Origin of the sequence: Pseudomonas sp. S06B 330, from assembly GCF_002845275.2 — a bacterium.
GTDB lineage: Bacteria > Pseudomonadota > Gammaproteobacteria > Pseudomonadales > Pseudomonadaceae > Aquipseudomonas.
Window position 1 is genome coordinate 882,839 of the sequence record NZ_CP088149.1, and the last position, 24,506, is coordinate 907,344.

19 protein-coding genes and 2 tRNA genes are annotated in these 24,506 nt (G+C 58.5%); 16 read left to right on the top strand and 5 right to left on the bottom strand.

The window, feature by feature from the left end:
- The first annotated feature begins 26 nt into the window (after positions 1-26).
- The 16 genes from rlmE to CX511_RS04270 all read left to right on the top strand — a co-directional run bounded on the left by rlmE (position 27) and on the right by CX511_RS04270 (position 15,969).
- Positions 27-650: a 23S rRNA (uridine(2552)-2'-O)-methyltransferase RlmE gene (gene rlmE, locus CX511_RS04195; protein ID WP_045182759.1), complete on the top strand. Its 624-nt coding sequence runs from the start codon at positions 27-29 to the stop codon at positions 648-650.
- Positions 651-862: 212 nt separating this feature from the next.
- Complete coding sequence (ftsH, locus tag CX511_RS04200) at positions 863-2,770, top strand: ATP-dependent zinc metalloprotease FtsH (protein WP_101292256.1); 1,908 nt, start codon at positions 863-865, stop codon at positions 2,768-2,770.
- An 8-nt stretch (positions 2,771-2,778) separates the two neighbouring features.
- On the top strand, positions 2,779-3,630 hold the full coding sequence (folP, locus tag CX511_RS04205) for a dihydropteroate synthase (protein WP_045182763.1): 852 nt from the start codon (positions 2,779-2,781) through the stop codon (positions 3,628-3,630).
- A gap of 16 nt (positions 3,631-3,646) precedes the next feature.
- A complete protein-coding gene (gene glmM / locus CX511_RS04210; protein ID WP_045182765.1) occupies positions 3,647-4,987 on the top strand; it encodes a phosphoglucosamine mutase in 1,341 nt (446 codons plus the stop codon).
- A gap of 66 nt (positions 4,988-5,053) precedes the next feature.
- A complete protein-coding gene (gene tpiA / locus CX511_RS04215; protein WP_101292255.1) occupies positions 5,054-5,809 on the top strand; it encodes a triose-phosphate isomerase in 756 nt (251 codons plus the stop codon).
- Positions 5,810-5,812: 3 nt separating this feature from the next.
- The gene (gene secG / locus CX511_RS04220; protein ID WP_045182769.1) at positions 5,813-6,199 is read left to right on the top strand and encodes a preprotein translocase subunit SecG; all 387 of its coding nucleotides are present in this window, start codon (positions 5,813-5,815) and stop codon (positions 6,197-6,199) included.
- A 19-nt stretch (positions 6,200-6,218) separates the two neighbouring features.
- Positions 6,219-6,304: transfer RNA gene (locus CX511_RS04225), tRNA-Leu, on the top strand.
- A gap of 97 nt (positions 6,305-6,401) precedes the next feature.
- Positions 6,402-6,478: transfer RNA gene (locus CX511_RS04230), tRNA-Met, on the top strand.
- A gap of 129 nt (positions 6,479-6,607) precedes the next feature.
- A complete protein-coding gene (rimP, locus tag CX511_RS04235) occupies positions 6,608-7,066 on the top strand; it encodes a ribosome maturation factor RimP (protein ID WP_045182876.1) in 459 nt (152 codons plus the stop codon).
- Between the two features lie 59 nt (positions 7,067-7,125).
- Positions 7,126-8,607 (top strand): transcription termination factor NusA, encoded by a 1,482-nt coding sequence (gene nusA, locus CX511_RS04240; RefSeq protein ID WP_028944525.1) that lies wholly within the window; start codon positions 7,126-7,128, stop codon positions 8,605-8,607.
- A gap of 27 nt (positions 8,608-8,634) precedes the next feature.
- The gene (infB, locus tag CX511_RS04245; RefSeq protein WP_045182771.1) at positions 8,635-11,139 is read left to right on the top strand and encodes a translation initiation factor IF-2; all 2,505 of its coding nucleotides are present in this window, start codon (positions 8,635-8,637) and stop codon (positions 11,137-11,139) included.
- A gap of 121 nt (positions 11,140-11,260) precedes the next feature.
- Entirely contained in the window at positions 11,261-11,659 is a 399-nt protein-coding gene (gene rbfA, locus CX511_RS04250) for a 30S ribosome-binding factor RbfA (protein WP_028944523.1), read from the top strand.
- 3 nt (positions 11,660-11,662) lie between these two features.
- On the top strand, positions 11,663-12,580 hold the full coding sequence (gene truB / locus CX511_RS04255; RefSeq protein ID WP_045182773.1) for a tRNA pseudouridine(55) synthase TruB: 918 nt from the start codon (positions 11,663-11,665) through the stop codon (positions 12,578-12,580).
- A 152-nt stretch (positions 12,581-12,732) separates the two neighbouring features.
- Complete coding sequence (gene rpsO / locus CX511_RS04260) at positions 12,733-13,002, top strand: 30S ribosomal protein S15 (protein ID WP_010222985.1); 270 nt, start codon at positions 12,733-12,735, stop codon at positions 13,000-13,002.
- A 250-nt stretch (positions 13,003-13,252) separates the two neighbouring features.
- Complete coding sequence (gene pnp, locus CX511_RS04265) at positions 13,253-15,358, top strand: polyribonucleotide nucleotidyltransferase (protein ID WP_045182776.1); 2,106 nt, start codon at positions 13,253-13,255, stop codon at positions 15,356-15,358.
- A gap of 260 nt (positions 15,359-15,618) precedes the next feature.
- A complete protein-coding gene (locus tag CX511_RS04270; protein ID WP_101292254.1) occupies positions 15,619-15,969 on the top strand; it encodes a BON domain-containing protein in 351 nt (116 codons plus the stop codon).
- 176 nt (positions 15,970-16,145) lie between these two features.
- Here the strand turns inward: CX511_RS04270 and CX511_RS04275 are convergent, their stop codons facing one another.
- The 5 genes from CX511_RS04275 to acs all read right to left on the bottom strand — a co-directional run bounded on the left by CX511_RS04275 (position 16,146) and on the right by acs (position 24,422).
- Positions 16,146-19,133 (bottom strand): DUF748 domain-containing protein, encoded by a 2,988-nt coding sequence (locus tag CX511_RS04275; RefSeq protein ID WP_436278567.1) that lies wholly within the window; start codon positions 19,131-19,133, stop codon positions 16,146-16,148.
- A gap of 46 nt (positions 19,134-19,179) precedes the next feature.
- Positions 19,180-20,196 (bottom strand): class I SAM-dependent rRNA methyltransferase, encoded by a 1,017-nt coding sequence (locus CX511_RS04280; protein WP_045182782.1) that lies wholly within the window; start codon positions 20,194-20,196, stop codon positions 19,180-19,182.
- 79 nt (positions 20,197-20,275) lie between these two features.
- Positions 20,276-21,454, bottom strand: a complete 1,179-nt coding sequence (locus CX511_RS04285) for an acetyl-CoA C-acetyltransferase (protein WP_101292253.1) — start codon at positions 21,452-21,454, stop codon at positions 20,276-20,278.
- A gap of 127 nt (positions 21,455-21,581) precedes the next feature.
- A complete protein-coding gene (locus tag CX511_RS04290; protein ID WP_045182785.1) occupies positions 21,582-22,451 on the bottom strand; it encodes an oxygenase MpaB family protein in 870 nt (289 codons plus the stop codon).
- A 36-nt stretch (positions 22,452-22,487) separates the two neighbouring features.
- Positions 22,488-24,422 (bottom strand): acetate--CoA ligase, encoded by a 1,935-nt coding sequence (gene acs, locus CX511_RS04295; protein ID WP_101292252.1) that lies wholly within the window; start codon positions 24,420-24,422, stop codon positions 22,488-22,490.
- Between the last annotated feature and the right edge of the window lie 84 nt (positions 24,423-24,506).

The window sequence follows — 24,506 nt, forward strand, 5'->3', positions numbered from 1 at the left end:
CACGACCCTTATCATCGAGGTGCCCAATGGCGCGTTCCAAGACAAGCCTTGGCTGGCTAAAAGAACATTTCAACGATCCTTACGTCAAAAAGGCGCAAAAGGATGGTTATCGCTCGCGTGCGAGCTATAAATTGCTGGAAATTCAGGAAAAGTACCGTTTGATTCGCCCGGGTATGAGTGTGATCGATCTCGGCGCGGCGCCCGGTGGCTGGTCGCAGGTGACCAGTCGTCTGATCGGCGGTCAGGGGCGTCTGATCGCCTCTGACATCCTGGAAATGGACAGCATTCCCGATGTCACCTTCATTCGCGGTGATTTTACCCAGGACGAAGTGTTGGCGCAGATTCTTGAGGCGGTTGGTAATTCACACGTAGACCTTGTGATTTCCGATATGGCCCCCAATATGAGTGGTACGCCTGCCGTGGACATGCCCAAGGCCATGTTTCTGTGCGAATTGGCGCTTGACCTGGCAACCCGGGTGCTCAAGCCCGGTGGCGATTTTGTAATCAAGATCTTCCAGGGCGAAGGATTTGACGTGTATCTGAAAGATGCCCGTAAAAAGTTCGACAAAGTCATAATGCTCAAACCAGATTCCTCGCGGGATCGCTCCCGTGAGCAGTACATGCTGGCGAGGGGTTATCGCGGCGAGTAAGGCTTCAGGCCGGTGGCTTTCAGGGTGTCCGATAGTTATTTCCAATCGGCTGTCCTGCCTGACCTGGATGAACATCGTGTAGTCTAGGTTTCACAAAGGGTTACAGACGGCGCCTGCAGATGTGTAGGTTATGTAGTAAGTTAGGCCGGTGAATATCATGCGAGGCACGGCTGCGCCGTCAGCCGGCTTCAGAGGGTAGCTAATTGAACGATATGGCAAAGAACTTGATCCTGTGGTTGATCATCGCAGCTGTCCTGGTGACGGTGATGAACAACTTCTCCAGCCCGAATGAGCCGCAGACCCTCAACTATTCCGACTTCATTCAGCAGGTCAAGGATGGCAAGGTCGAACGCGTAGCGGTCGATGGCTATGTCATTACTGGCAAACGCACCGATGGCGATAGCTTCAAGACTATTCGTCCTGCCATTGCCGACAACGGCCTGATCGGCGATCTGGTCGACAACCATGTCGTGGTCGAAGGTAAGCAGCCTGAACAGCAGTCCATCTGGACTCAACTGCTGGTTGCCAGCTTCCCGATCCTGGTCATCATTGCCGTCTTCATGTTCTTCATGCGCCAGATGCAAGGTGGTGCAGGTGGCAAAGGCGGGCCGATGAGTTTCGGCAAGAGCAAGGCACGCCTGCTCTCTGAAGATCAGGTCAAAACGACCTTGGCCGACGTCGCAGGTTGCGACGAGGCCAAGGAAGAAGTCGGCGAGTTGGTAGAGTTTCTGCGCGATCCGGGCAAGTTCCAGCGCCTGGGTGGTCGTATTCCGCGTGGTGTGCTGATGGTCGGCCCACCAGGTACCGGTAAAACCCTGCTGGCCAAGGCCATTGCCGGGGAAGCCAAAGTACCATTCTTCACAATCTCCGGTTCTGACTTCGTCGAAATGTTCGTCGGTGTGGGTGCCAGCCGTGTTCGCGACATGTTCGAGCAGGCCAAGAAGCACGCACCGTGCATTATTTTCATCGACGAGATCGATGCCGTCGGTCGTCATCGTGGTGCCGGCATGGGCGGCGGTCACGACGAGCGTGAACAGACCCTCAACCAGTTGCTGGTAGAGATGGACGGCTTCGAAATGAATGACGGCATCATCGTCATTGCCGCGACCAACCGTCCGGACGTGCTTGACCCAGCGTTGCTGCGTCCAGGCCGTTTCGACCGTCAGGTTGTGGTCGGTCTGCCGGATATCCGTGGCCGTGAGCAGATTCTCAAGGTGCACATGCGCAAAGTGCCGGTCGGCGAGAACGTCAATCCGGCGGTCATTGCCCGTGGTACTCCTGGTTTCTCCGGTGCTGACCTGGCTAACCTGGTTAACGAGGCTTCGCTGTTTGCTGCCCGTGGCGGTAAGCGCACCGTCGAAATGAAAGAGTTCGAGTTGGCCAAAGACAAGATCATGATGGGCGCCGAGCGCAAGTCCATGGTCATGTCCGAGAAAGAGAAGCAGAACACCGCTTATCATGAAGCGGGTCATGCCATCGTCGGTCGTGTCGTGCCTGAGCACGATCCGGTCTACAAGGTCTCGATCATTCCACGTGGCCGGGCTTTGGGTGTCACCATGTTCCTCCCTGAAGAGGACCGTTACAGCCTGTCCAAGCGCGCCCTGATCAGTCAGATCTGCTCGCTGTACGGCGGCCGTATCGCCGAGGAAATGACTCTGGGCTTTGACGGTGTGACCACCGGTGCATCCAATGACATCATGCGTGCCAGTCAGATTGCCCGGAACATGGTCACCAAGTGGGGCCTGTCGGAAAAACTGGGGCCGCTGATGTATGCCGAGGAAGAAGGCGAAGTGTTCCTGGGCCGCAGTGCCGGCTCCCAGCACGCCAGCGTCTCGGGCGAAACGGCCAAGTTGATTGATTCCGAGGTGCGCAGCATCATCGATCAGTGTTATGCCACCGCCAAGCAGATCCTTACCGACAACCGCGACAAGCTTGACGCCATGGCTGACGCCTTGATGAAGTACGAGACCATTGATGCCGAGCAGATCGACGACATCATGGCTGGTCGTACTCCGCGCGAGCCACGTGACTGGGAAGGTGGATCGGGTACTTCGGGCACGCCTGCGCAGCAGGGAGATCGTCCGGAAACGCCGATCGGCGGCCCAGCGGCGCAAATCTAAGGGCTCATATGACCTCACAGCAGTACCCAACCCGGTTGCCTTGCGGCAACCGGGTTCTTGATTTGTCTCGTACCCATGTCATGGGTATTCTCAATATCACTCCCGATTCCTTTTCCGATGGCGGCCGCTTCAATCAGCGTGATGCAGCATTGCGTCATGCCGAGGCCATGGTCGCGGCCGGTGCCACACTGATTGATATCGGTGGCGAGTCCACCCGACCAGGTGCCAGGGCCGTTTCAGCACTCGAAGAGCTGGAGCGGGTGGCGCCGATGGTCGAAGCGATCCATCGCGAGCTGGATGTGATCATTTCTGTCGATACCTCGACACCTGCGGTCATTCGCGAATCGGCCAGGCTTGGCGCCGGCTTGATCAATGATGTCCGTTCACTCAGTCGTGATGGTGCCCTGGATGCTGCAGCGGCCACTGGCTTGCCAGTGTGCCTGATGCACATGCGGGGCGAGCCGGGCGATATGCAGGACAATCCTCATTACCAGGATGTCACCGTCGAAGTGGCGAGCTATCTTGAACAAAGGATGGCGGCGTGTGCGGCGGTGGGTATCGATGCCCAGCGGATCATCCTTGATCCTGGGTTCGGCTTTGCCAAGACGCTTGCGCACAACCTCAGCCTGTTCAAGCACATGGAGGCCCTGTATCGCCTGGGGCGGCCATTGTTGGTGGGTGTTTCGCGCAAGAGCATGATTGGGCAAACCCTTGACCGTCCGGTCGAGCAGCGACTCTATGGCAGCCTGGCATTGGCTGCGTTGGCGATGACCAAGGGTGCGAGCATCCTGCGCGTTCACGATGTCGCCGAAACCGCCGATGTAGTGCGGATGATTGCAGCGGTTCAAGCCGCCGAATAAGCGTGATGGAGCATCTATGAGCAGAAAATATTTTGGTACCGACGGTATTCGTGGCCGCGTCGGTGAATACCCGATCACCCCTGATTTCATGCTCAAGCTCGGTTGGGCTGCGGGCATGGCCTTCCGCAAGCAGGGTGCTTGCCGGGTGCTGGTCGGCAAGGACACGCGTATTTCTGGCTACATGTTCGAATCCGCGTTAGAGGCAGGCTTGTCCGCCGCAGGCGCTGATGTGATGTTGCTCGGGCCGATGCCTACCCCGGCCATTGCCTACCTGACCCGTACGTTCCATGCCGAGGCGGGCATCGTCATCAGTGCCTCACATAACCCGCACGACGACAACGGTATCAAGTTCTTCTCTGGCCAGGGCACCAAGCTGCCGGATGAGGTCGAGCTGATGATCGAGGAATTGCTTGATCAGCCGATGACGGTCGTTGAGTCGAGCAAGTTGGGCAAGGTTTCGCGAATCAACGATGCGGCCGGGCGCTACATCGAGTTCTGCAAGAGCAGCGTGCCGAGCAGCACCGACTTTGCTGGCCTCAAGCTGGTGATCGATTGTGCGCATGGTGCCACTTACAAGGTCGCGCCCAGCGTGTTTCGTGAGCTCGGCGCTGAAGTCACTGTGTTGTCGGCGCAGCCGGACGGCCTGAATATCAATGAGAACTGTGGTTCGACCCACATCGAATCGTTGCAAGCAGCGGTACTGGTCGGGCATGCCGACCTGGGTATTGCCTTCGATGGCGATGGTGACCGGGTATTGATGGTCGACCATACCGGTGCCATCGTCGATGGCGATGAACTGCTGTACATCATCGCCCGTGACCTGCAAGAGCGTAACAAGCTCCAGGGTGGGGTGGTGGGGACCCTGATGAGCAATCTGGGGCTGGAGCTGGCCCTGAAGGAACTCGATATCCCGTTCGTGCGTGCCAAGGTCGGTGACCGCTACGTAATGGCTGAATTGCAGGAGCGCGAATGGGTGCTCGGTGGTGAGAACTCCGGGCATGTGGTGTGCTTCAGTCACACCACCACCGGCGATGCGATCATTGCTGCGCTGCAGGTGTTGATGGCACTTAAGCGTCGCGAGGAGACCCTAGCTCAGGCCCGTCAGGGGCTGCGCAAGTGTCCGCAGGTGCTGATCAATGTGCGCTTTGGTGCCAGCAAGGTCGATCCGTTGGAGCACCCGGCAGTTCAAGAGGCCAGTGCCCGGGTTACCGAGGAAATGGCGGGGCGTGGCCGGGTATTGCTGCGCAAGTCCGGAACAGAGCCGTTGGTGCGGGTTATGGTTGAGGGTGATGACGAAAGTCAGGTTCGCGCTCACGCCGAAGCCCTGGCAAAACTGGTAAGTGAAGTTTGCGTTTGAAATACGCTTGCCAGCAGTGATCGGGTTGGGTAACATCTGCGCCCACTTTGACCGACGAGGTACAGCATGCGTCGCCCTATGGTAGCTGGTAACTGGAAGATGCACGGTACCCGCGCCAGCGTCGCTGAGCTGATCAATGGCTTGAGTAATCTTGCCTTGCCGAGCGGTGTTGAGGTCGCGGTGTTTCCTCCTTCGTTGTACATCAGCCAAGTGGTTGATGGGCTAGAGGGTAAGTCGATCACCGTTGGCGCTCAGAATTCTGCGGTAGAGCCTGCACAAGGCGCGCTGACTGGTGAAATTGCTCCGAGTCAGTTGATTGATGCAGGTTGCGGGCTGGTATTGATTGGGCACTCGGAGCGCCGCCAGATCATTGGCGAGAACGACGAAGTCCTCAATCGCAAGTTCGCTGCAGCACAGGCTTGCGGTTTGAAGCCGGTGCTCTGCGTAGGGGAAACCCTCGAAGAGCGCGAAGCGGGTAAAACGCTTGAGATTGTCGGGCGTCAGTTGGGCAGCATCATCGAAGCTTTCGGTGTTGAGGCCTTCGCCAATGCGGTGATTGCTTATGAGCCTGTATGGGCCATCGGTACAGGGCTGACGGCCTCGCCACAGCAAGCGCAGGATGTGCACGCAGCCATCCGCGCGCAGCTGGCGGCAAAGAATGCTGAAGTTGCACGGAATGTGCAGCTTCTATACGGCGGCAGCGTGAAGGCGGCCAATGCGGCTGAGCTGTTCGGCATGCCGGATATCGATGGGGGCCTGATTGGTGGGGCTTCCCTGAACGCAGACGAATTCGGTGCAATTTGTCGCGCCGCAGGAAACTGAAAAATGCTGGAAACAGTCGTTGTAGTTTTTCATCTGTTGGGCGCACTGGGTTTGGTAGTGCTGGTGCTGCTGCAACAGGGTAAAGGTGCGGAAGCGGGTGCATCTTTCGGCGCAGGTGCTTCAAATACTGTGTTCGGAAGCCAAGGTTCTGCTACCTTTCTGAGTAAGTTTACTGCTATACTAGCTGCCTCTTTCTTCTTAACTGCTCTTGGGTTAGGATACTTTGCTAAAGAGAAAGCTCATGAGCTGACTCAAGTAGGGTTGCCAGATCCAGCAGTGTTGGAAGTAAAGCAGCAAAAACCGGCAGCAGATGATGTGCCGGTGCTCCAAGAGCAGAAGAGCGAAGCCACTAACACTGGCGATGTTCCTCCCGCTCAAGAGCAGAAGTAACGGGTTTCAAAGTAGTATTGCCGAGGTGGTGGAATTGGTAGACACGCAACCTTGAGGTGGTTGTGCCCATAGGGTGTAGGGGTTCGAGTCCCCTTCTCGGTACCAATTGAAACAAGACAGCCCGCTACAGCGGGCTTTCTTGTAGGTGGAGGTTAGATTGACCCTAATAGGGTTCGGTCGTATACTTTCGCCCCAGCTTTGTCGCGGGGTGGAGCAGTCTGGTAGCTCGTCGGGCTCATAACCCGAAGGTCGTTGGTTCAAATCCAGCCCCCGCAACCAGTTTCAGCGGAGCCCCTTTTGCAGGGGCTTTTTCTTGGCTGAACAGTCATAACGCCGGTATTCAACGGCGTATCAGGGATGGGCGCTTTGCCCATTTTTTATTTGCATAGCATGCACGAGGGGGTTCAGGTGTCGAGCAAGCTAGAACAGTTGCAGGCCTTGTTGGCCCCGGTGGTCGAGGCTCTTGGCTATCAATGCTGGGGGATCGAATTCATCTCTCAAGGCAAACATTCGGTCCTGCGGATCTATATCGATAAAGAAGATGGCGTCCTGGTCGATGACTGTGCAAAAGTCAGTCACCAAGCCAGTGCGATTCTTGATGTCGAAGACCCGATTACTTCCGAATATACCCTTGAAGTGTCCTCTCCTGGCATGGATCGCCCACTGTTCACCTTGGAACAGTTTGCTTCGCATGCCGGCGAACAAGTGAAGATCAAGCTGCGTACGCCCTTTGACGGTCGTCGTAACTTTCAGGGCCTTCTCCGTGGCGTGGAGGAGCAGGATGTGGTTGTCCAGGTAGACAACAACGAATACCTGTTGCCGATCGATTCGATCGACAAGGCCAACATTATTCCCAGTTTTGACTGAGACGTGCCGGGTCCCGCGGACCGCGCGGATCCAATGGCTTGCGAAAGGCGAGGCGTACGATGAGCAAAGAAGTACTGCTGGTTGTTGAGTCGGTATCCAACGAAAAAGGCGTACCGGCCGGCGTAATTTTTGAAGCGCTGGAAGTGGCATTGGCCACTGCAACCAAAAAACGTTTTGACGACGAAGTAGACCTGCGGGTGGAAATCAACCGCCACACCGGTAGCTACGAAACCTTCCGTCGCTGGACGGTCGTCGAAGAAGCAGATCTGGATGATCCAGCAATCGAAGTCTGGCCTGCCAAGATTCAGGAAACCCATCCTGAAGCCAAGGTCGGCGACGTGATCGAAGAGAAGATCGAATCGATCGAGTTCGGCCGTATTGCTGCCCAGACCGCCAAGCAAGTCATCGTTCAGAAGGTCCGTGAAGCCGAGCGCGCTCAAGTGGTAGATGCCTACCGCGAGCGTCTGGGTGAGATCATCTCCGGTACCGTCAAGAAGGTCACCCGTGACAACGTCATCGTTGACCTGGGCAACAACGCCGAAGCGTTGCTGGCCCGTGAAGACATCATCTCCCGCGAGACTTTCCGTGTTGGTGTACGCCTGCGTGCACTGCTCAAGGAAATTCGCACCGAGAACCGTGGCCCGCAGCTGATCCTGTCGCGTACTGCGCCACAGATGCTGATCGAACTGTTCCGCATCGAAGTGCCGGAAATCGCCGAGGGCCTGATTGAAGTCATGGCCGCGTCCCGTGATCCGGGTTCGCGTGCCAAAATCGCCGTACGCTCCAAGGACAAACGCATTGACCCGCAAGGTGCCTGTATCGGCATGCGCGGTTCGCGTGTCCAGGCAGTGTCCGGTGAACTGGGCGGCGAACGTGTGGATATCGTCCTGTGGGACGATAACCCGGCACAGTTCGTCATCAACGCAATGTCGCCGGCTGAAGTCGCGGCGATTATCGTCGATGAAGATGCCCACGCCATGGACATCGCGGTGGGTGCCGATAACCTGGCCCAAGCGATTGGCCGTGGTGGCCAGAACGTGCGTCTTGCCAGCCAGTTGACCGGCTGGACCCTGAACGTGATGACCGAATCGGACATCCAGGCCAAGCAGCAAGCTGAAACCGGTGACATCCTGCGCAACTTCATCGACGAGCTGGAAGTCGACGAAGAGCTGGCACAGGTGCTGGTCGATGAAGGCTTCACCAGCCTGGAAGAGATTGCCTACGTACCGTTGGAAGAAATGCTCAACATCGACGGCTTTGACGAAGACATCGTCAATGAGCTTCGCGCTCGTGCCAAGGATCGTTTGTTGACCAAAGCCATCGCTACTGAGGAAAAGCTGGCAGACGCCCATCCGGCCGAAGACCTGCTCTCGCTTGAGGGTATGGACAAGGATTTGGCGATGGAACTGGCGGTGCGCGGCGTAGTTACCCGCGAAGACCTGGCCGAGCAGTCGATTGACGACCTGCTCGACATCGACGGCATCGACCAAGAGCGTGCCGGCAAGTTGATCATGGCCGCCCGAGCCCACTGGTTCGAGTAATTAGGCGCGGCCTGAGGAGAGAAGTGCATGACGCAAGTCACGGTGAAAGAATTGGCCCAAGAGGTCGCTGCACCGGTAGAGCGCCTGCTGCAGCAGATGCGTGAGGCAGGTCTGCCGCACACCGACGCCGGTCAGGTAGTGACCGATAATGAGAAGCAGGCTTTGCTGGCTCATTTGAAGAGCAGCCACAAGGCGAAGGTGGAAGAGCCGCGCAAGATTACCTTGCAGCGCAAGACCACCAGCACCCTGCGTGTTGCCGGTAGCAAGAGCATCAGCGTAGAAGTACGCAAGAAGAAAGTATTCGTTCAGCGCAGCCCGGAAGAAATCCAGGCCGAGCAGAAGCGTGAGCAGGACGAGCGCCGTGCAGTCGAAAACGCTGCCCGTGAAAAAGCCGATGCCGAAGCACGTCAGCGTGCCGAGGAAGAGGCTCGTCGCCAGCCCGCTAGCGCGACTGCCGCACCAGCTGCTGCCCCGGTTACCCCGGCTGCGGCTCCGGTGATCGAGTCTGCTGACGCCGCTCCGGCGCCGGTTGCCGACCGCAAGAAAGACGACGTGCGTCGCAATGACAAGTCGCGTGACGACGATCGTCGTGGTGGCGAGCGCCGTAACGAAGCGCCGCGCGTTTCGGTCAAGGTCAAGGAAAAGGAAAAGGCGCCAACCCCGCGTGCCGCTCCGCGTACCACCGACGAAGAAAGCGATGGCTTCCGTCGCGGTGGCCGTGGCAAGGGCAAGCCGAAGAAGCGCAATGCCCACGGTTTCCAGAACCCGACCGGTCCGGTTATCCGCGACGTGCAGATCGGCGAGACCATCACGGTTTCCGATTTGGCCAACCAGATGTCCGTCAAGGGCGCTGAAGTGGTCAAGTTCATGTTCAAGCTGGGCACTCCGGTGACCATCAACCAGGTGCTCGACCAGGAGACAGCTCAGCTGATCGCCGAAGAGCTGGGCCACAAGGTCACCCTGGTCAGCGATACCGCCCTGGAAGATTCCCTGGCTGAGTCGTTGAAGTTTGAAGGTGAGGCCTTCTCCCGTGCACCAGTCGTGACCGTAATGGGCCACGTTGACCACGGTAAGACCTCGCTGCTCGACTACATCCGTCGTGCCAAGGTAGCTGCTGGCGAAGCCGGTGGTATTACCCAGCACATCGGTGCTTACCACGTGGAAACCGACCGTGGCATGGTCACCTTCCTCGACACCCCTGGCCACGCCGCGTTTACCGCCATGCGTGCCCGTGGTGCCAAGGCCACCGACATCGTGATCCTGGTGGTCGCGGCGGACGATGGTGTGATGCCGCAAACCCGTGAAGCTGTCCAGCACGCCAAGGCCGCTGGTGTTCCACTGGTTGTAGCTGTGAACAAGATCGACAAGCCAGGTGCTGACCTCGATCGCATTCGCAACGAGTTGGCCGTCGAAGGCGTGACCTCCGAGGACTGGGGTGGAGATACTCCATTCGTCAAGGTTTCGGCGAAGATGGGTACCGGTGTCGACGAACTGCTTGAAGCCGTTTTGCTGCAAGCCGAGATCCTCGAGCTCAAAGCTACGCCATCGGCCCCGGGTCGTGGTGTCGTCGTCGAGTCGCGTCTGGACAAGGGTCGCGGCCCAGTCGCTACCGTGCTGGTTCAAGACGGTACCCTGCGTCAGGGCGACATGGTCCTGTGCGGTTCGAACTACGGCCGTGTACGGGCCATGCTCGACGAAAACGGCAAGCCTGTGAAGGAAGCCGGTCCGTCGATCCCAGTCGAGATCCTCGGCCTGGATGGCACGCCGGACGCAGGTGACGAGCTGAGCGTTGTGGCTGACGAGAAGAAAGCCCGTGAAGTTGCCCTGTTCCGTCAAGGCAAGTTCCGTGAAGTCAAACTGGCTCGCGCTCACGCTGGCAAACTCGAAAACATCTTCGAGAACATGGGCCAGGAAGAGAAGAAGACCCTCAACATCGTTCTCAAGTCCGATGTTCGTGGTTCTCTCGAAGCCCTGCAGGGCTCCCTGAGCGGTCTGGGCAACGACGAAGTACAGGTTCGCGTGATTGGTGGCGGTGTCGGTGGTATCACCGAGAGCGACGCCAACCTGGCCCTGGCTTCCAATGCAGTACTGTTCGGCTTCAACGTACGTGCCGATGCCGGTGCGCGCAAGATCGTCGAGCAGGAAGGTCTGGATATGCGTTACTACAACGTGATCTACGACATCATTGAAGACGTCAAGAAAGCTCTGACCGGTATGCTCGGCAGCGATGTTCGCGAGAACATTCTGGGTATCGCCGAAGTCCGTGACGTGTTCCGCTCGCCGAAATTCGGCGCCATCGCGGGCTGTATGGTCCTCGAGGGTGTGGTTTACCGTAACCGTCCAATCCGCGTACTGCGCGAGGACGTGGTGATCTTCGAAGGCGAGCTGGAATCGCTGCGTCGCTTCAAGGACGATGCGTCCGAAGTGCGTGCCGGCATGGAATGCGGTATCGGCGTGAAGAGCTACAACGACGTCAAAGTCGGTGACAAGATCGAAGTCTTCGAGAAAGTCCAAGTGGCTCGTACGCTCTAAGCATCGAGCATGGGAGGTGCGAAACGCCCGTTGCAAGGCGGTCGTCAGCAACTCTGAACGCAACGCCCGGTCAGGCTCAAGCCTGGTCGGGCGTTTGCCGCTTTAGTTACAGGTAGCAAAAATGGCAAAAGAATATAGCCGTACCCAACGCATTGGCGATCAGATGCAGCGCGAGCTGGCCCAACTGATTCGTCGCGAAGTCAAAGACCCACGCGTGGGCCTTGTGACCATCACCGCCGTCGACGTCAGCCGTGATGTTGGCCACGCCAAGGTGTATATCACCGTAATGGGCCAGGACAGCGCTGAAGACATCAAGCAAAGCCTGAAAGTGCTCAATTCCGCCGCGGGCTTCCTGCGTATGCAATTGGGCAAGGAAATGAAACTGCGCAGCGTGCCGCAACTGCATTTCCACTACGACGAAAGCGTGACCCGTGGTGCCCATCTGTCGGCGCTGATCGAGCGTGCTGTTGCCGAAGACAGCCAGCACCAGGCCGCCGATACCTCGGACACCAAGGAGTAAGCGGTGGCCCAGGTCAAACGTATCCGTCGTAACGTCAGCGGTATCATCCTGCTCGACAAGCCGTTGGGGTTCACCTCCAACGCTGCCTTGCAGAAGGTGCGTTGGCTGCTCAATGCCGAGAAGGCCGGTCACACCGGCAGTCTCGATCCCCTGGCTAGTGGCGTACTGCCACTGTGCTTCGGTGAAGCCACCAAGTTCTCGCAGTACCTGCTCGACTCTGACAAGGGTTACGAGACGGTCATGCAGTTGGGTCAGACCACCACCACTGGTGACGCTGAAGGCGAAGTGCTGAAAACCCGTGACGTGACCGTTGGTCGCGCCGATGTTGAAGCGGTTTTGCCACAATTTCGTGGCGAAATCAGTCAGATACCGCCGATGTACTCCGCCCTGAAGCGTGACGGACAGCCGTTGTACAAGCTTGCCCGTGCAGGCGAAGTAGTGGAGCGCGAGGCGCGTTCTGTTACTATTAACCGCTTGGAATTGCTCGAGTGCGAAGGCACCCGTGTTCGACTGTCAGTCGGTTGCACCAAAGGTACCTACATCCGCACCTTGGTCGAGGACATCGGCGAGGTACTCGGTTGTGGCGCTTATGTCGCTGAACTGCGTCGTACTCATGCGGGGCCCTTTGAATTGGCCCAGACCGTGACCCTCGAAGAACTCGAAGCGGTCCACGCCGAAGGCGGCAACGAGGCGATTGATCGCTTCCTGATGCCCTCGGACAGCGGTCTGCAAGACTGGCCTCTGTTGCAGTTCTCCGAGCACAGTGCTTTTTACTGGCTGCACGGTCAACCGGTCAGAGCCCCTGACGCGCCGAAGTTCGGCATGGTCCGGGTACAAGATCACAACGGTCGCTTCATCGGTATCGGTGAAGTGAGCGAAGACGGGCGCATCGCGCCGCGTCGACTGATTCGGTCAGAATGATCGAAACCTTCAGTGTCAGGCTTTGGCCTGGCACTGGTGGCAAAGAGGATGGCTGTTAATAGGCACGGTTACGCCTCACTTTTAAATACAGGGATTTGTCCCTGGCCTATTGGAAACCGTTTGTTCGGTTTCCCTTGAATTGGAGAAGCCAGATGGCACTCAGCGTTGAAGAAAAAGCAAAGATCGTTGGCGAATACCAGCAAGCTGCCGGTGATACCGGTTCGCCAGAAGTGCAGGTTGCACTGCTGACCGCCAACATCAACAAGCTGCAAGGCCACTTCAAGGCCAACGGTAAAGACCACCACTCCCGTCGTGGTCTGATCCGCATGGTTAACCAGCGTCGTAAGCTGCTGGACTACCTGAAGGGCAAAGACACCACTCGTTACAGCGCCCTGATCGGTCGCCTGGGCCTGCGTCGCTAATAGCGGCCTGGTCAGTGGTGTGCACGGCGTGCTGCATTCTTCGCGTCCGACGCCTGGCGTCGGCAGCGATGAGCACGCCGCGCGTATCTATGAGGTTGGCTGTCTGTCTCGCCTGAGCGGTTTACCGCAAGGGCAGGGCAGGCTCCCAACCTCTAGTTTTATCTGGACGGTCAATGGGGCCGATTCCCCGTTCTGCCCAAGAATTCGCAAGAACCAGTTCCCCCAGAGCCACTGAAGAAGGTAGGAAACCGTGAACCCGGTAATCAAGAAATTCCAGTTCGGTCAATCGACCGTTACCCTCGAGACGGGCCGTATTGCTCGTCAAGCGTCCGGCGCCGTATTGGTCACCGTCGATAACGATGTCACCGTACTGGTGACCGTGGTCGGTGCCAAACAGGCCGATCCAGGCAAAGGCTTCTTCCCCCTGTCCGTTCACTATCAGGAAAAGACCTACGCCGCCGGCAAGATCCCTGGTGGTTTCTTCAAGCGTGAAGGCCGTCCTTCCGAGAAAGAAACCCTGACCTCGCGTCTGATCGACCGTCCGATCCGTCCGCTGTTCCCAGAAGGCTTCATGAACGAAGTGCAGGTTGTCTGCACCGTCGTTTCCACCAGCAAGAAGACCGATCCGGACATCGCTGCGATGATCGGTACCTCGGCTGCCCTGGCAATCTCCGGCATTCCGTTTGAAGGCCCAATCGGCGCCGCGCGCGTTGCTTTCCACGAAAGCACCGGCTACCTGCTGAACCCGACTTACGAGCAACTGGCCGCTTCGAGCCTGGACATGGTCGTTGCCGGTACCTCCGACGCCGTCCTGATGGTTGAATCGGAAGCCAAAGAGCTGACCGAAGACCAGATGCTGGGCGCTGTATTGTTCGCCCACGACGAATTCCAGGCTGTCATCCAGGCCGTCAAGGAGCTGGCTGCCGAAGCTGCCAAGCCTACCTGGAACTGGACTGCCAAGGCCGAGAACACCCCGCTGCTGAGCGCCATCCGTGGCGAATTCGGCGCAGCGGTTTCCGACGCTTACACCATCACCGTCAAGGCTGACCGTTACGCTCGCCTGGGCGAGCTGCGCGATCAAGCGATTGCCAAGTTCTCTGGTGAAGAAGGTCAGCCAGCGGCTTCCGAAGTCAAAGAGATCTTCGGCGAAATCGAATACCGCACCGTTCGCGAAAATATCGTTAACGGCAAGCCACGTATCGACGGCCGCGACACCAAGACTGTACGTCCGCTGAACATCGAAGTCGGCGTTCTGCCGAAGACTCACGGCTCGGCCCTGTTCACCCGTGGTGAAACTCAGGCCCTGGTTGTTGCCACCCTGGGTACTGCGCGTGACGCCCAGCTGCTGGACACCCTGGAAGGCGAGAAGAAAGACCCCTTCATGCTGCACTACAACTTCCCTCCGTTCTCGGTGGGCGAGTGTGGTCGCATGGGCGGTGCAGGTCGTCGCGAAATCGGTCACGGCCGTCTGGCCCGTCGCTCGGTTCAGGCCATGCTGCCCGCTGCTGACGTGTTCCCGTACACCATCCGCGTTGTATCGGAAATCACCGAATCCAACGGTTCCAGCTCCATGGCTTCGGTCTGCGGTGCTTCCCTGGCCCTGATGGACGCCGGTGTACCCATGAAGGCGCCGGTTGCCGGTATCGCCATGGGTCTGGTTAAAGAAGGCGAGAAATTCGCTGTTCTGACCGACATCCTCGGTGACGAAGACCACCTGGGCGACATGGACTTCAAAGTAGCCGGTACCGCCAAAGGTGTTACCGCGCTGCAGATGGACATCAAGATCAACGGCATCACCGAAGAGATCATGGAAATCGCCCTGGGCCAAGCCCTGGAAGCGCGCCTGAACATCCTCGGCCAGATGAACCAGATCATCGGTCAATCCCGTAGCGAACTGTCGGAAAATGCTCCGACCATGATCGCTATGAAGATCGACACCGACAAGATCCGTGATGTTATCGGTAAAGGCGGCGCGACCATTCGTGCCATCTGCGAAGAAACCAAGGCTTCGATCGACATCGAAGACGACGGCTCGATCAAGATCTTCGGTGAGACCAAAGACGCTGCAGAAGCTGCTCGTCAGCGCGTTCTGAGCATCACTGCAGAAGCCGAGATCGGCAAGATCTACGTTGGTAAGGTCGAGCGCATCGTTGACTTCGGTGCCTTCGTTAACATCCTGCCGGGTAAAGACGGTCTGGTGCACATCTCCATGCTGAGCGATGCTCGCGTTGAGAAAGTGACCGACATTCTCAAAGAAGGTCAGGAAGTCGAAGTACTGGTACTGGACGTGGACAACCGCGGCCGTATCAAGCTGTCGATCAAAGACGTTGCTGCAGCCAAGGCATCCGGCGTCTAAGCGGGATGTGTTGAAGAAAAGGACCCCTCGGGGTCCTTTTTTTATGTCCGCCTACAATGTCCTTGCGGACTTGCATCTTGCACGCAAGATTTTGTCCGGGCTTGCAAATTGCATGATCGTGGAATTTGCAGTTGTTTATAACTCATTGATTTTTATGTGTTTTTTTATTGGCTAAAACTGGCACAGGCCCTGCAATAGTTTACATACCCCTGCTGCCAGGACTTACGGCGCAGACTTTTCGAAAAACAGGAGTGTCTCGTATGAAGAAGTTCGCTATTGCTGCTGCTACTGCCACCGCCCTGACGCTGACTATGGCTAACGGGGCATTCGCCCAACAGCCTTCCCAGGCTCCGCTGACCGTTGCTGCCGGTGAAGTGGAACAGGTAACAGAAGCGACGTCCGACACTTGGATCACCACTAAGGTCAAAGCTGACCTGATGACCGAGAAAGGCATTCCAGGCACTGACATTGAGGTCGAGACCAACAAAGGTGTGGTTTCTCTGTCTTCGAAGGTTTCCGTGAGTGATTCGCAGAAAGATGTAGCCGTGGCCATCGCCAAGAAGATCAAAGGCGTGAAAGCTGTGTCTGCTGATGGTCTGAAGGCTAACTAAGACGTCGTTGTCCCGACTCGCTGACCTTCACAGGTTCATGCGAAAGACCAAAAGGATTTGGTCACCCAAAGCCCCGGCACTGGTTGCCGGGGCTGCTTTTGTGAGTGCAGCCGTCTTGCTTGCTTTTTGATCAGTAAGGCTGAATCAACTATTAGCAAGCACTGACCCAGTCGGCGTTACTCGGCATCCAGATGCATCGGTGTGATTACCCGACCATCGCTTTCAGCCTGCCCCAGGCTGGCATCAATGAAATACACCCGGTCGTCTTCGAGTTTCGCTTTATCGACTAGATAGTCCTTGATGCTGCTGGCCCGAGCTTGCCCCAATTGACGCAAGAGCAAGGGGCTCTCACCCCACGACTTAAGCACCGCATCGCGCAATTGATTACTGCGCTGCTCGCGGTCCAATTGTTCCCACTCAGCCGGTGGCTGTTGCTTCATTCGCGTGCGGTAGATGCCTTCAAGCATCGCTGGCTTGTCGCCATCGGGTACTTTCAGGTCTGACGCTTGCGCGGGAACCTTGTCACCACGCCGCTGCAGGATCTTGTAGTAAGTGCTCTGGTATTCACGCTCCAGACGCTGCTGGGCAATCAACGGCCCATCACTGCTCTGGGCGCTGGTGCCTTCGATTTCCAGGCGCAGGGCAGGGCGCTCCTTGAGCGCAGCGGCGAGTTTATCCAGAGCGCTCTGGGCGTCTGGCGCCAGGTCGCTGGAGCCAGCGGCGAAGGACACGCTGCCCAGGTCCTGGGCATCACCACCAGTAATCAAGCCGCCGATGAACTTGAACGGCGCTTGGGCCGCGCGCAATACCAGGTTGCGCAGCGTTTGCCAGACAATTGGCATGACGCTGAACTGCGGGTCATTCAAATTACCGGTGACCGGCAGTTCGATGGAGATCTTGCCCTCGGTATCTTTGAGCAAGGCCACTGCCAGACGGATCGGTAGGTCTACCGCATCCGGACTGTCGACTTTCTCGCCCAGTTGCAGTTGCTCCACCACCACCTTGTTCTCTGCCTTGAGCTGGCCTTGGGTGATGATGTAGTGCAGATCGATGTTCAGGCGGCCCTTACGGATGCGGAAGCCGGCGAACTTGCCTGAGTAAGGGGTCAGGGTGGTCAGCTCGACACGTTTGAAGCTGGTGGCGATATCCAGGCTGGCCATCGGGTCGAAGGGGTTCAGTGCGCCTTTGATGGTCACTGGCGCATAGCGATCGACCTTGCCCTTGATATCGACCTTGGCCGGTTTGGGCTGACGGTTGTCGATGGTGCCAATCTGTCCATTGAGCTGCTGAATGGCGGTGGCGAAGTTTGGTGTCAGGCTGAAGTCGGCGAAGTTTGCCGAGCCGTCGTTGATATCGATGGCACCGATGCGTACTCCCAAAGGTTTCTCGCTGCTGGCCGCAGGCTTGGCTTTGGCTTGGGATTGCGCTGTGGCTGGCTGCGGGATCAGCAAGTCATCGATGTTGGTGGTACGGTCTTCGTTGATCATGAAACGCGCGTACGGCTGCTTGAGGCTGACCTTGCCGATGCTCAGGGCATCCCCGTGACGATAGGACACGTTATCCAGGTTCAACTGCTGCCATTTGACGAAGTCACGGTCCTTGATGGTGTCCAGGGTGTGCAACTGATTGACCTGAGCCTTGCCTTCAATGCTGAAGGCCAGGGGGTCAACGTTGCTGAGGTTGACCTTGAGGTCGCTGCCCAGCATGCCACTGCGCAGCTCCAGGCGGATGTACGGAGTGATATAGGCCTGAGCAACACGCAAGTCGATGTCCTGGGTGCTGACGTTGAGCTTGGCGGTAATAGGTGCCAGGTTGACTTCACCGGCAGCCTGCAGCTTGCCTTGCTTGCCCACACCGGTATCGAGCTTGAGGGTAAAAGGTGATTGATTGAGGCTGTCGAAATTCTGCAAGTCGAGGTTCAGTGGGCCGACATCCAGCGCTACTGGTTCTTTCTGTGAACGGTCGGCCAGGTGCACTTGATAGTTGCGCAACTGGACGTCCTTGAGCAGGACTTGCCAAGGTTTATCCGGTTCGGCGGAAGCCACCTGTTCCTTTTCCTTGGTGTCTGGCTCGGCGGCGGCAGGCTCGGCCTTTTCTTTCGGAGTGGCTTTGGCCGGCTGGCTGGCAAACAGCTTTTGCCAGTCGAGTTGGCCATCTGCCTCCACTGCTGCCCAGGTTTCCAGCTTGTCGCTGCGGATCTTGCCGACAGTGACCAGTTGTTTGGCCAGGTCTATCGAGGTTTCGCTGACGTCCAGGCGGGCCAGCCGCGCCAGTGGGCGGCCATCCGGCGCCTTGATGGCAAAGGGGGCGATGCTGATCGAAGTGTTGTCGAGCAGTAGCTCGGTTTGCTTGGACAGGTTCAGCTTGTAATGGGTGTCGAGGTTAACCACACCCTCTTCAAGCACCAGCGGCACCGCATCGCGGACATAAGGCCAGAATGCCTTCATCTTGCCGTCGGTGATTTTCAGGGTGCCTTCAGACGCGAGCGGGATCACACTGAAACTACCGCTCCAGTCGACACGGCCGCCACCGGGGCCAATCGCGACCAAGGTCATGTCCGTGCTGTCGTCGGGTAGGGTGCTGAGGTTCTTCAGCTCCAGGTTCATTGAGTCGTACAGGAACTCGATCGGCTCACTTGGGCGCAGGTCCTCGAAGTGCAGGTAGCCTTCAATGAGTTTGATGCTGGCGATTCGCACCGGGAACGGATCACTTGGCGGCTCGTCGGCTTTCGCTTCGCTGGGGGGGAGCTTGAACAGTTGTGCCAGGTTCAGGCTGCCGTCCTTGGCGAACAGCAGCTCAGTACGCGGTTTCTCCAACTCGACGCCTGCCAAGTGCAGGGCGCCGCTCCACAGGCTGTCGAGCTGCAGGTTGGCGTACAGACGTTCAAAGCCAATCTGCTCCTTGCCTGGCTCGCCAATCTGCAGCCCCCACAGGGTTAGTTCAAGGCTGAACGGGTTGAGCTCGATACGCTGCAAGTGCGCGGGCACTGTGGCGTAGTTGGCCAATTGCTGGTTGGCGATACGCAGGGCAACCCCTGGGAGAATCAGAAAGCCAAGCAGGCTGTACAAGGCCAATGCGGCCAACATGGCGCCGAGGGCGCGTTTCAATCCTTTGGGCATGTGCGGCGTCGTCTGTCTAAAACGGAAGAGCTTGGAGTATGGCACGTAAAATCGGTTCCGAAGAAAGCTCAGAAAGTGCCGGTTTTTTGATTCAGAGCTGGAGAATCAAGGTCTTGAGCGGTGGTTGGCCATCCTGCGACGGAAAGTCGCTGGCCGGTTTGAGTACCTGCCAGTCGCGTACCGGGCGTCCAGTTTTTTCGGCACAGCGCAAGACTTGCTCGCGCCAATCGTCGAGGCTGACCTTGGCCAGGTTGTTACAGCAGATCAGTACACCGTCCTCGGCCGTACTGAGCAGGGCCGGTTTCAACAGGCTCTGGTAGTCGCGCAGCAGGTCGACAGTGCCGAAGGCACTCTTGGCCCAGGCGGGTGGATCGAGAAACACCAGGTCGAACTGACGCTGTTCCAAGCGCGGGTACGGCGGCAGTTTATGGCCGCGGCGCTGGCTGATAGGCAGACCGGCAAACTGGCGAATCGCGGGAAAATAATCGGACTGGATGAATTGCATCGGCAGCAGCTGTGGGTTGAGGGCATTGTTTTCCTTGCCCACCGCCAAGTTGCCGTCGGCGAAATCCAGATTGCACACTTCACGGGCGCCGCCCGCCGCGGCGCTGAGGCCGACACCGCAGGTATAGGCAAACAGGTTGAGTACGCTTTTACCGGCGCTGTGCTGCTTGACCCAACCGCGGGCGTTGCGCAGATCGAGAAACAGCAGTGGGTCCTGCCCGGCGTGACGGCCACGAACACGGTAGTTCAGCCCCCACTCATGGCCGACTTGATCAGCCAAGGCCATTTCGCTGGCCTGGTATACCGGGTCACGCCGATCAATGCGGCTATTGCCCTGGGATCGGTCGTTGTAGACCAGCAGCAGCTCAAGGCCCAATTGCGCTTCGATCAGTGCGTGCAGTTCAATCAGGGCGCTGGTTTCAAGGGTTTGGTGGAAGCTCTGCACCAACAGCTGCGGGCCGTAACGGTCAACGGTCAGGCCGCTGGCGCCCTCTTGGCTGCCATGGAACAGGCGATAGCAGTCGGTGCCTTGGGCATGCAGTTCGGCGATAAGGCCCTGGCGGGCGTCGAGGGCGGCGCGCAGCGCCTGATTCAAGAGGGACATGCACGTGGCCTTGGTTTGCGGACGTGCAGTTTATCAGTTCAAGCCTGCGGAGGGGCCGTTGTGGCCCCTCCAGCGGTGATCAGCGTTCGATCGCCAGGGCAACGCCTTGACCGCCACCGATGCACAGTGTGGCCAGGCCTTTGCTGACGTCACGTTTGATCATTTCGTGCAGCAGGGTTACCAGTACGCGGCAGCCCGAGGCACCGATTGGGTGGCCAAGGGCGATGGCGCCGCCGTTGACGTTCACCTTGCTGGCGTCCCAGCCCAGCTCCTTGCCTACCGAGAGGGCTTGAGCGGCGAACGCCTCGTTGGCTTCGATCAGGTCCAGGTCGGCCAGGTCCCAGCCGGCTTTTTCCAGGCAGCGGCGAGTCGCGCTGACCGGGCCGATACCCATGATCGCTGGGTCGACGCCGGCATTAGCGTAGGCTTTGATTCGTGCCAGAATCGGCAGCCCCAACTGCTGGGCCTTGGCGGCACTCATCAGCATCACTGCGGCGGCGCCGTCGTTGAGCGACGAGGCGTTACCGGCAGTGACGGTACCGTCTTTCTTGAAGGCGGGTTTGAGCTTGCCCAGCGACTCGGCGGTCGTACCTGCACGCGGTTGTTCGTCGGTGGCGAAGGCAACCGGGTCGCCCTTGCGCTGTGGTATCAGGATCGGCGTGATTTCTTCGACGAAGCGCCGTGCTTCAATGGCGGCGACGGCCTTTTGCTGCGAGGCGGCGGCAAAGGCATCCTGTTGTTCACGGCTGATGCTGTACTTCTCTACCAGGTTCTCGGCAGTAATACCCATGTGATAGTCGTTGAAGGCATCCCACAGACCGTCGCTGATCATGCTGTCGATCAACGTGCTGTGGCCCATGCGCAAGCCGGTGCGGGCGCCGGGCATCACGTAGTTGGCCAAGCTCATGTTTTCCTGGCCGCCAGCAATGATCACCTCGGCATCGCCGCAGCGGATCGCCTGGGTAGCCAGATGCAATGCCTTAAGGCCCGAGCCGCAGACCTTGTTCAGGGTCATTGCCGGTACGGCGTGAGGCAGGCCGGCCTTGATTGCTGCCTGGCGCGCGGGGTTTTGTCCGGCACCTGCGGTCAGCACCTGGCCGAGGATGACTTCATCGACCAGCTCGGCGTCAACGCCGGTCAGGGTCAGCAGTTGGCGAATCACCGCCGCGCCGAGGTCGACGGCGGGAATGTTGGCCAGCGCTCCTTGGTAGCTACCGACAGCGGTTCGGGTGGCGGCAACGATAACGACATCTTGCATGGCGCGGGTCCTCACTCTTATTCGATTTGGTGTCAGAACAGCACAGGCTCCCAAGCGAGCCTTGATAGATCAGCATGGTGGCATAGATGCCCAGGCGTCTGCCAATGGCGAACGGCTCGGTCGCGTATCAGCTGATGCCCATGCGCCGCCGCGCTCGATGCGCCGAGCCATCGCGCATGGCCCAGCGTAGTACCGGGGCAGTGCTGTGGATACCCAGGCGAATCAGGCGCCGCTGCAAGGGCGATTGCTGCAGTTCGAGCAGGTCGCTCGCCCAATCAGGCAACAGGTCGATACCCGCCCGCAACATCAGGCTGCCCACGGGCTGGGCCAGACGGCTTGGCGCCGGTGCATCGAGGAGTACCTGCACCACCTCATGGCTGCGCTGATCACAGTGCAACTGTGGGCGCATGGCCTGCAGGTAATCGGCTATCTGTTGGCGTGAGCGTGGCACGTTACGGGCCCCCAGACGCTCGGCGATCAGGGCGATTTCGGCGTAGTAGGCATCCTGCTCGGCGAGGGACAGGTTCGGGTCGCGGTAACGTAGATGGGCGGCCAGAAAACTGCTGACTTCAGCCACATGAACCCAGGTCAACAGATCAGGATCGCTGGCGGCGTAAGGACGGCCATCAGCAGCGTTGCCAACCACTTGAAGGTGAATGGTGCGGACTTTTTCGATCAGCCAGTTAGCGTCGCGAGTGGAACCGAAGGTGGTGCCGGAGATGAATTGGCTGGTGCGGCGCAGACGGCCGAGCAAGTCCTGGCGAAAGTTGGAGTGGTCCCAGACCCCGGCCAAGGCCAAGGGATGCAGCAGTTGCAAAAGCAGGGCACTGATACCGCCCACCAGCATACTCGGAAAGTCGCCGTGTACACGCCAACTGATGCTCTGTGGGCCGAACAGACCGGGATCGCCCTTGGGTGTTTCCAGATCAAGCTGACCCAGGGACAAGCCGGTGAGGCTCATCACCTGAGTTTCGATACGGCGGCGAATCGTTTCCATGGCTACCTTGATACTGGCAGCCGTTGGCGCTGCCGGTTACTGGTTGAGGCGTTTGTCGATCAAGCCCTGGACCACGCTGGGGTCGGCCAGGGTTGAGGTATCACCGAGATTGTCCAGCTCGTTGCAGGCTATCTTGCGCAAAATACGCCGCATGATCTTGCCGGAACGGGTCTTGGGCAAGGCTGGTGCCCACTGGATCAGTTCCGGTTTGGCGAAACTGCCAATTTCCTTGCTGACCAGGGCCAGTAGTTCCTGCTTGAGCGTGTCGTCGGCGCTTACACCGTTCATGGGCGTCACAAAGGCGTAGATCCCTTGCCCCTTGAGATCGTGAGGGTACCCGACTACGGCCGCTTCGGCGATGGCGTCATGCAAGACCAGGGCGCTTTCGACTTCGGCGGTGCCAATACGGTGTCCGGAGACATTGATGACATCATCGATGCGTCCGGTTATCCACAAGTCGCCATCGGCATCACGGCGCGCCCCGTCACCGGTGAAATAGTATCCGGGCAGCGGCTTGAAGTAGGTGTCGATCATCCGCTGGTGGTCGCCGTATACGCTGCGAATCTGCGCCGGCCAGCTGGCCTTGATCGCTAGCATGCCACTGCCGGGACCTTCGATTAGCTTGCCCTTGTCGTCCAGCAGCACCGGTTGCACGCCGAACATTGGCTGGGTGGCGCAACCGGGCTTGATACGCCTGCTGCCAACCAAGGGACTGATCATGATGCCGCCCGTCTCGGTCTGCCACCAGGTGTCGACAATAGGACAGCGTTTTTCGCCGACGGCCTCGAAATACCATTCCCAGGCTTCCGGGTTGATCGGTTCGCCGACGCTGCCAAGTAGGCGCAGGCTCTTGCGTGAGGAGCTCTTTAGCGGTCCATCACCTTCACGCATCAAGGCGCGCAGGGCGGTAGGCGCGGTGTAGAAGATGTTGACCTTATGCTTGTCGATCACTTGCCAGAAGCGCGAGGCGTCGGGGTAGTTGGGCACACCTTCGAACATCAAGGTAATTGCACCATTGGCCAACGGACCGTAGACGATGTAGCTGTGCCCGGTGACCCAGCCCACGTCGGCGGTACACCAGAACACTTCGCCCTCGCGATAATCGAACACAGTCTTGAAGGTCATGGCTGCTTGCAGCAGGTAGCCGGCGGTGGTGTGCAGCACGCCTTTGGGTTTGCCAGTACTGCCAGAGGTGTAGAGGATGAACAGCGGATCTTCGGCCTGCATCGGCTCCGGCGGGCAATCAGCACTCACCTGAGCAATCGCCTCGTGGTACCAGAGGTCACGCCCCTCATGCCAGTCAACCGCGCCGCCAGTGCGCTTGACCACCACCACCGTGCTGACATCCGGGCAACGGCTCAGGGCCTGGTCGACGTTTTTCTTCAGGGCAATGGTCTTGGCGCCGCGTAGCCCTTCATCTGCGGTGATGACCGTGCGGCAATCGGCGTCGAGAACCCGGTCGCGCAAGGCATCGGGCGAGAAACCTCCGAACACCACCGAGTGAATCGCGCCAATACGGCTGCAGGCCAGCATGGCATAGGCAGCTTCGGGGATCATCGGCATGTAGATGCACACGCGATCGCCTTTTTTCACCCCTCGCTGCTTGAGCACGTTGGCCAGGCGGCTGACCTTGTCATGCAATTCGCGGTAGGTGATCTGACTGGCGTCGCCAGGATCGTCGCCTTCGCGGATGATCGCTACTTGCTCGGCGCGTGTGGCCAGGTGGCGGTCGATGCAGTTGTAACTGACATTCAGTTCAGCGCCCTCGAACCAACGGGCTGAGCCGGTTTTCATGTCGCTGTGTTGGATGCTGCTGAAAGGTTTGATCCAGTCCAGACGCGTGGCCTGTTCGGTCCAGAAAACCTCGGGGTTTTCTATCGACTGGCGATACAGACGCTCATAGTCGGCCTGGCTCAGTTGCGCCGCTTTGCTGACGGCATCGGCGTGAGGATAGGCGCTGATATCGAACATGGCGGGGTCCTGTTCTGACGGATTGTTTTTGTCAGGACAGTGTAGCTGCTACCCCTGGCCGTGTTCGTTCGACCAGGGGCAGGC

Bases quoted from the DNA above. Each gene is read 5' to 3' on its own strand.
- rlmE (WP_045182759.1), top strand. From the start codon at position 27: ATGGCGCGTTCCAAGACAAGCCTTGGCTGGCTAAAAGAACATTTCAAC.
- ftsH (WP_101292256.1), top strand. From the start codon at position 863: ATGGCAAAGAACTTGATCCTGTGGTTGATCATCGCAGCTGTCCTGGTG.
- folP (WP_045182763.1), top strand. From the start codon at position 2,779: ATGACCTCACAGCAGTACCCAACCCGGTTGCCTTGCGGCAACCGGGTT.
- glmM (WP_045182765.1), top strand. From the start codon at position 3,647: ATGAGCAGAAAATATTTTGGTACCGACGGTATTCGTGGCCGCGTCGGT.
- tpiA (WP_101292255.1), top strand. From the start codon at position 5,054: ATGCGTCGCCCTATGGTAGCTGGTAACTGGAAGATGCACGGTACCCGC.
- secG (WP_045182769.1), top strand. From the start codon at position 5,813: ATGCTGGAAACAGTCGTTGTAGTTTTTCATCTGTTGGGCGCACTGGGT.
- nusA (WP_028944525.1), top strand. From the start codon at position 7,126: ATGAGCAAAGAAGTACTGCTGGTTGTTGAGTCGGTATCCAACGAAAAA.
- infB (WP_045182771.1), top strand. From the start codon at position 8,635: ATGACGCAAGTCACGGTGAAAGAATTGGCCCAAGAGGTCGCTGCACCG.
- rbfA (WP_028944523.1), top strand. From the start codon at position 11,261: ATGGCAAAAGAATATAGCCGTACCCAACGCATTGGCGATCAGATGCAG.
- rpsO (WP_010222985.1), top strand. From the start codon at position 12,733: ATGGCACTCAGCGTTGAAGAAAAAGCAAAGATCGTTGGCGAATACCAG.
- CX511_RS04270 (WP_101292254.1), top strand. From the start codon at position 15,619: ATGAAGAAGTTCGCTATTGCTGCTGCTACTGCCACCGCCCTGACGCTG.
- CX511_RS04280 (WP_045182782.1), bottom strand. From the start codon at position 20,196: ATGTCCCTCTTGAATCAGGCGCTGCGCGCCGCCCTCGACGCCCGCCAG.
- CX511_RS04285 (WP_101292253.1), bottom strand. From the start codon at position 21,454: ATGCAAGATGTCGTTATCGTTGCCGCCACCCGAACCGCTGTCGGTAGC.
- CX511_RS04290 (WP_045182785.1), bottom strand. From the start codon at position 22,451: ATGGAAACGATTCGCCGCCGTATCGAAACTCAGGTGATGAGCCTCACC.
- acs (WP_101292252.1), bottom strand. From the start codon at position 24,422: ATGTTCGATATCAGCGCCTATCCTCACGCCGATGCCGTCAGCAAAGCG.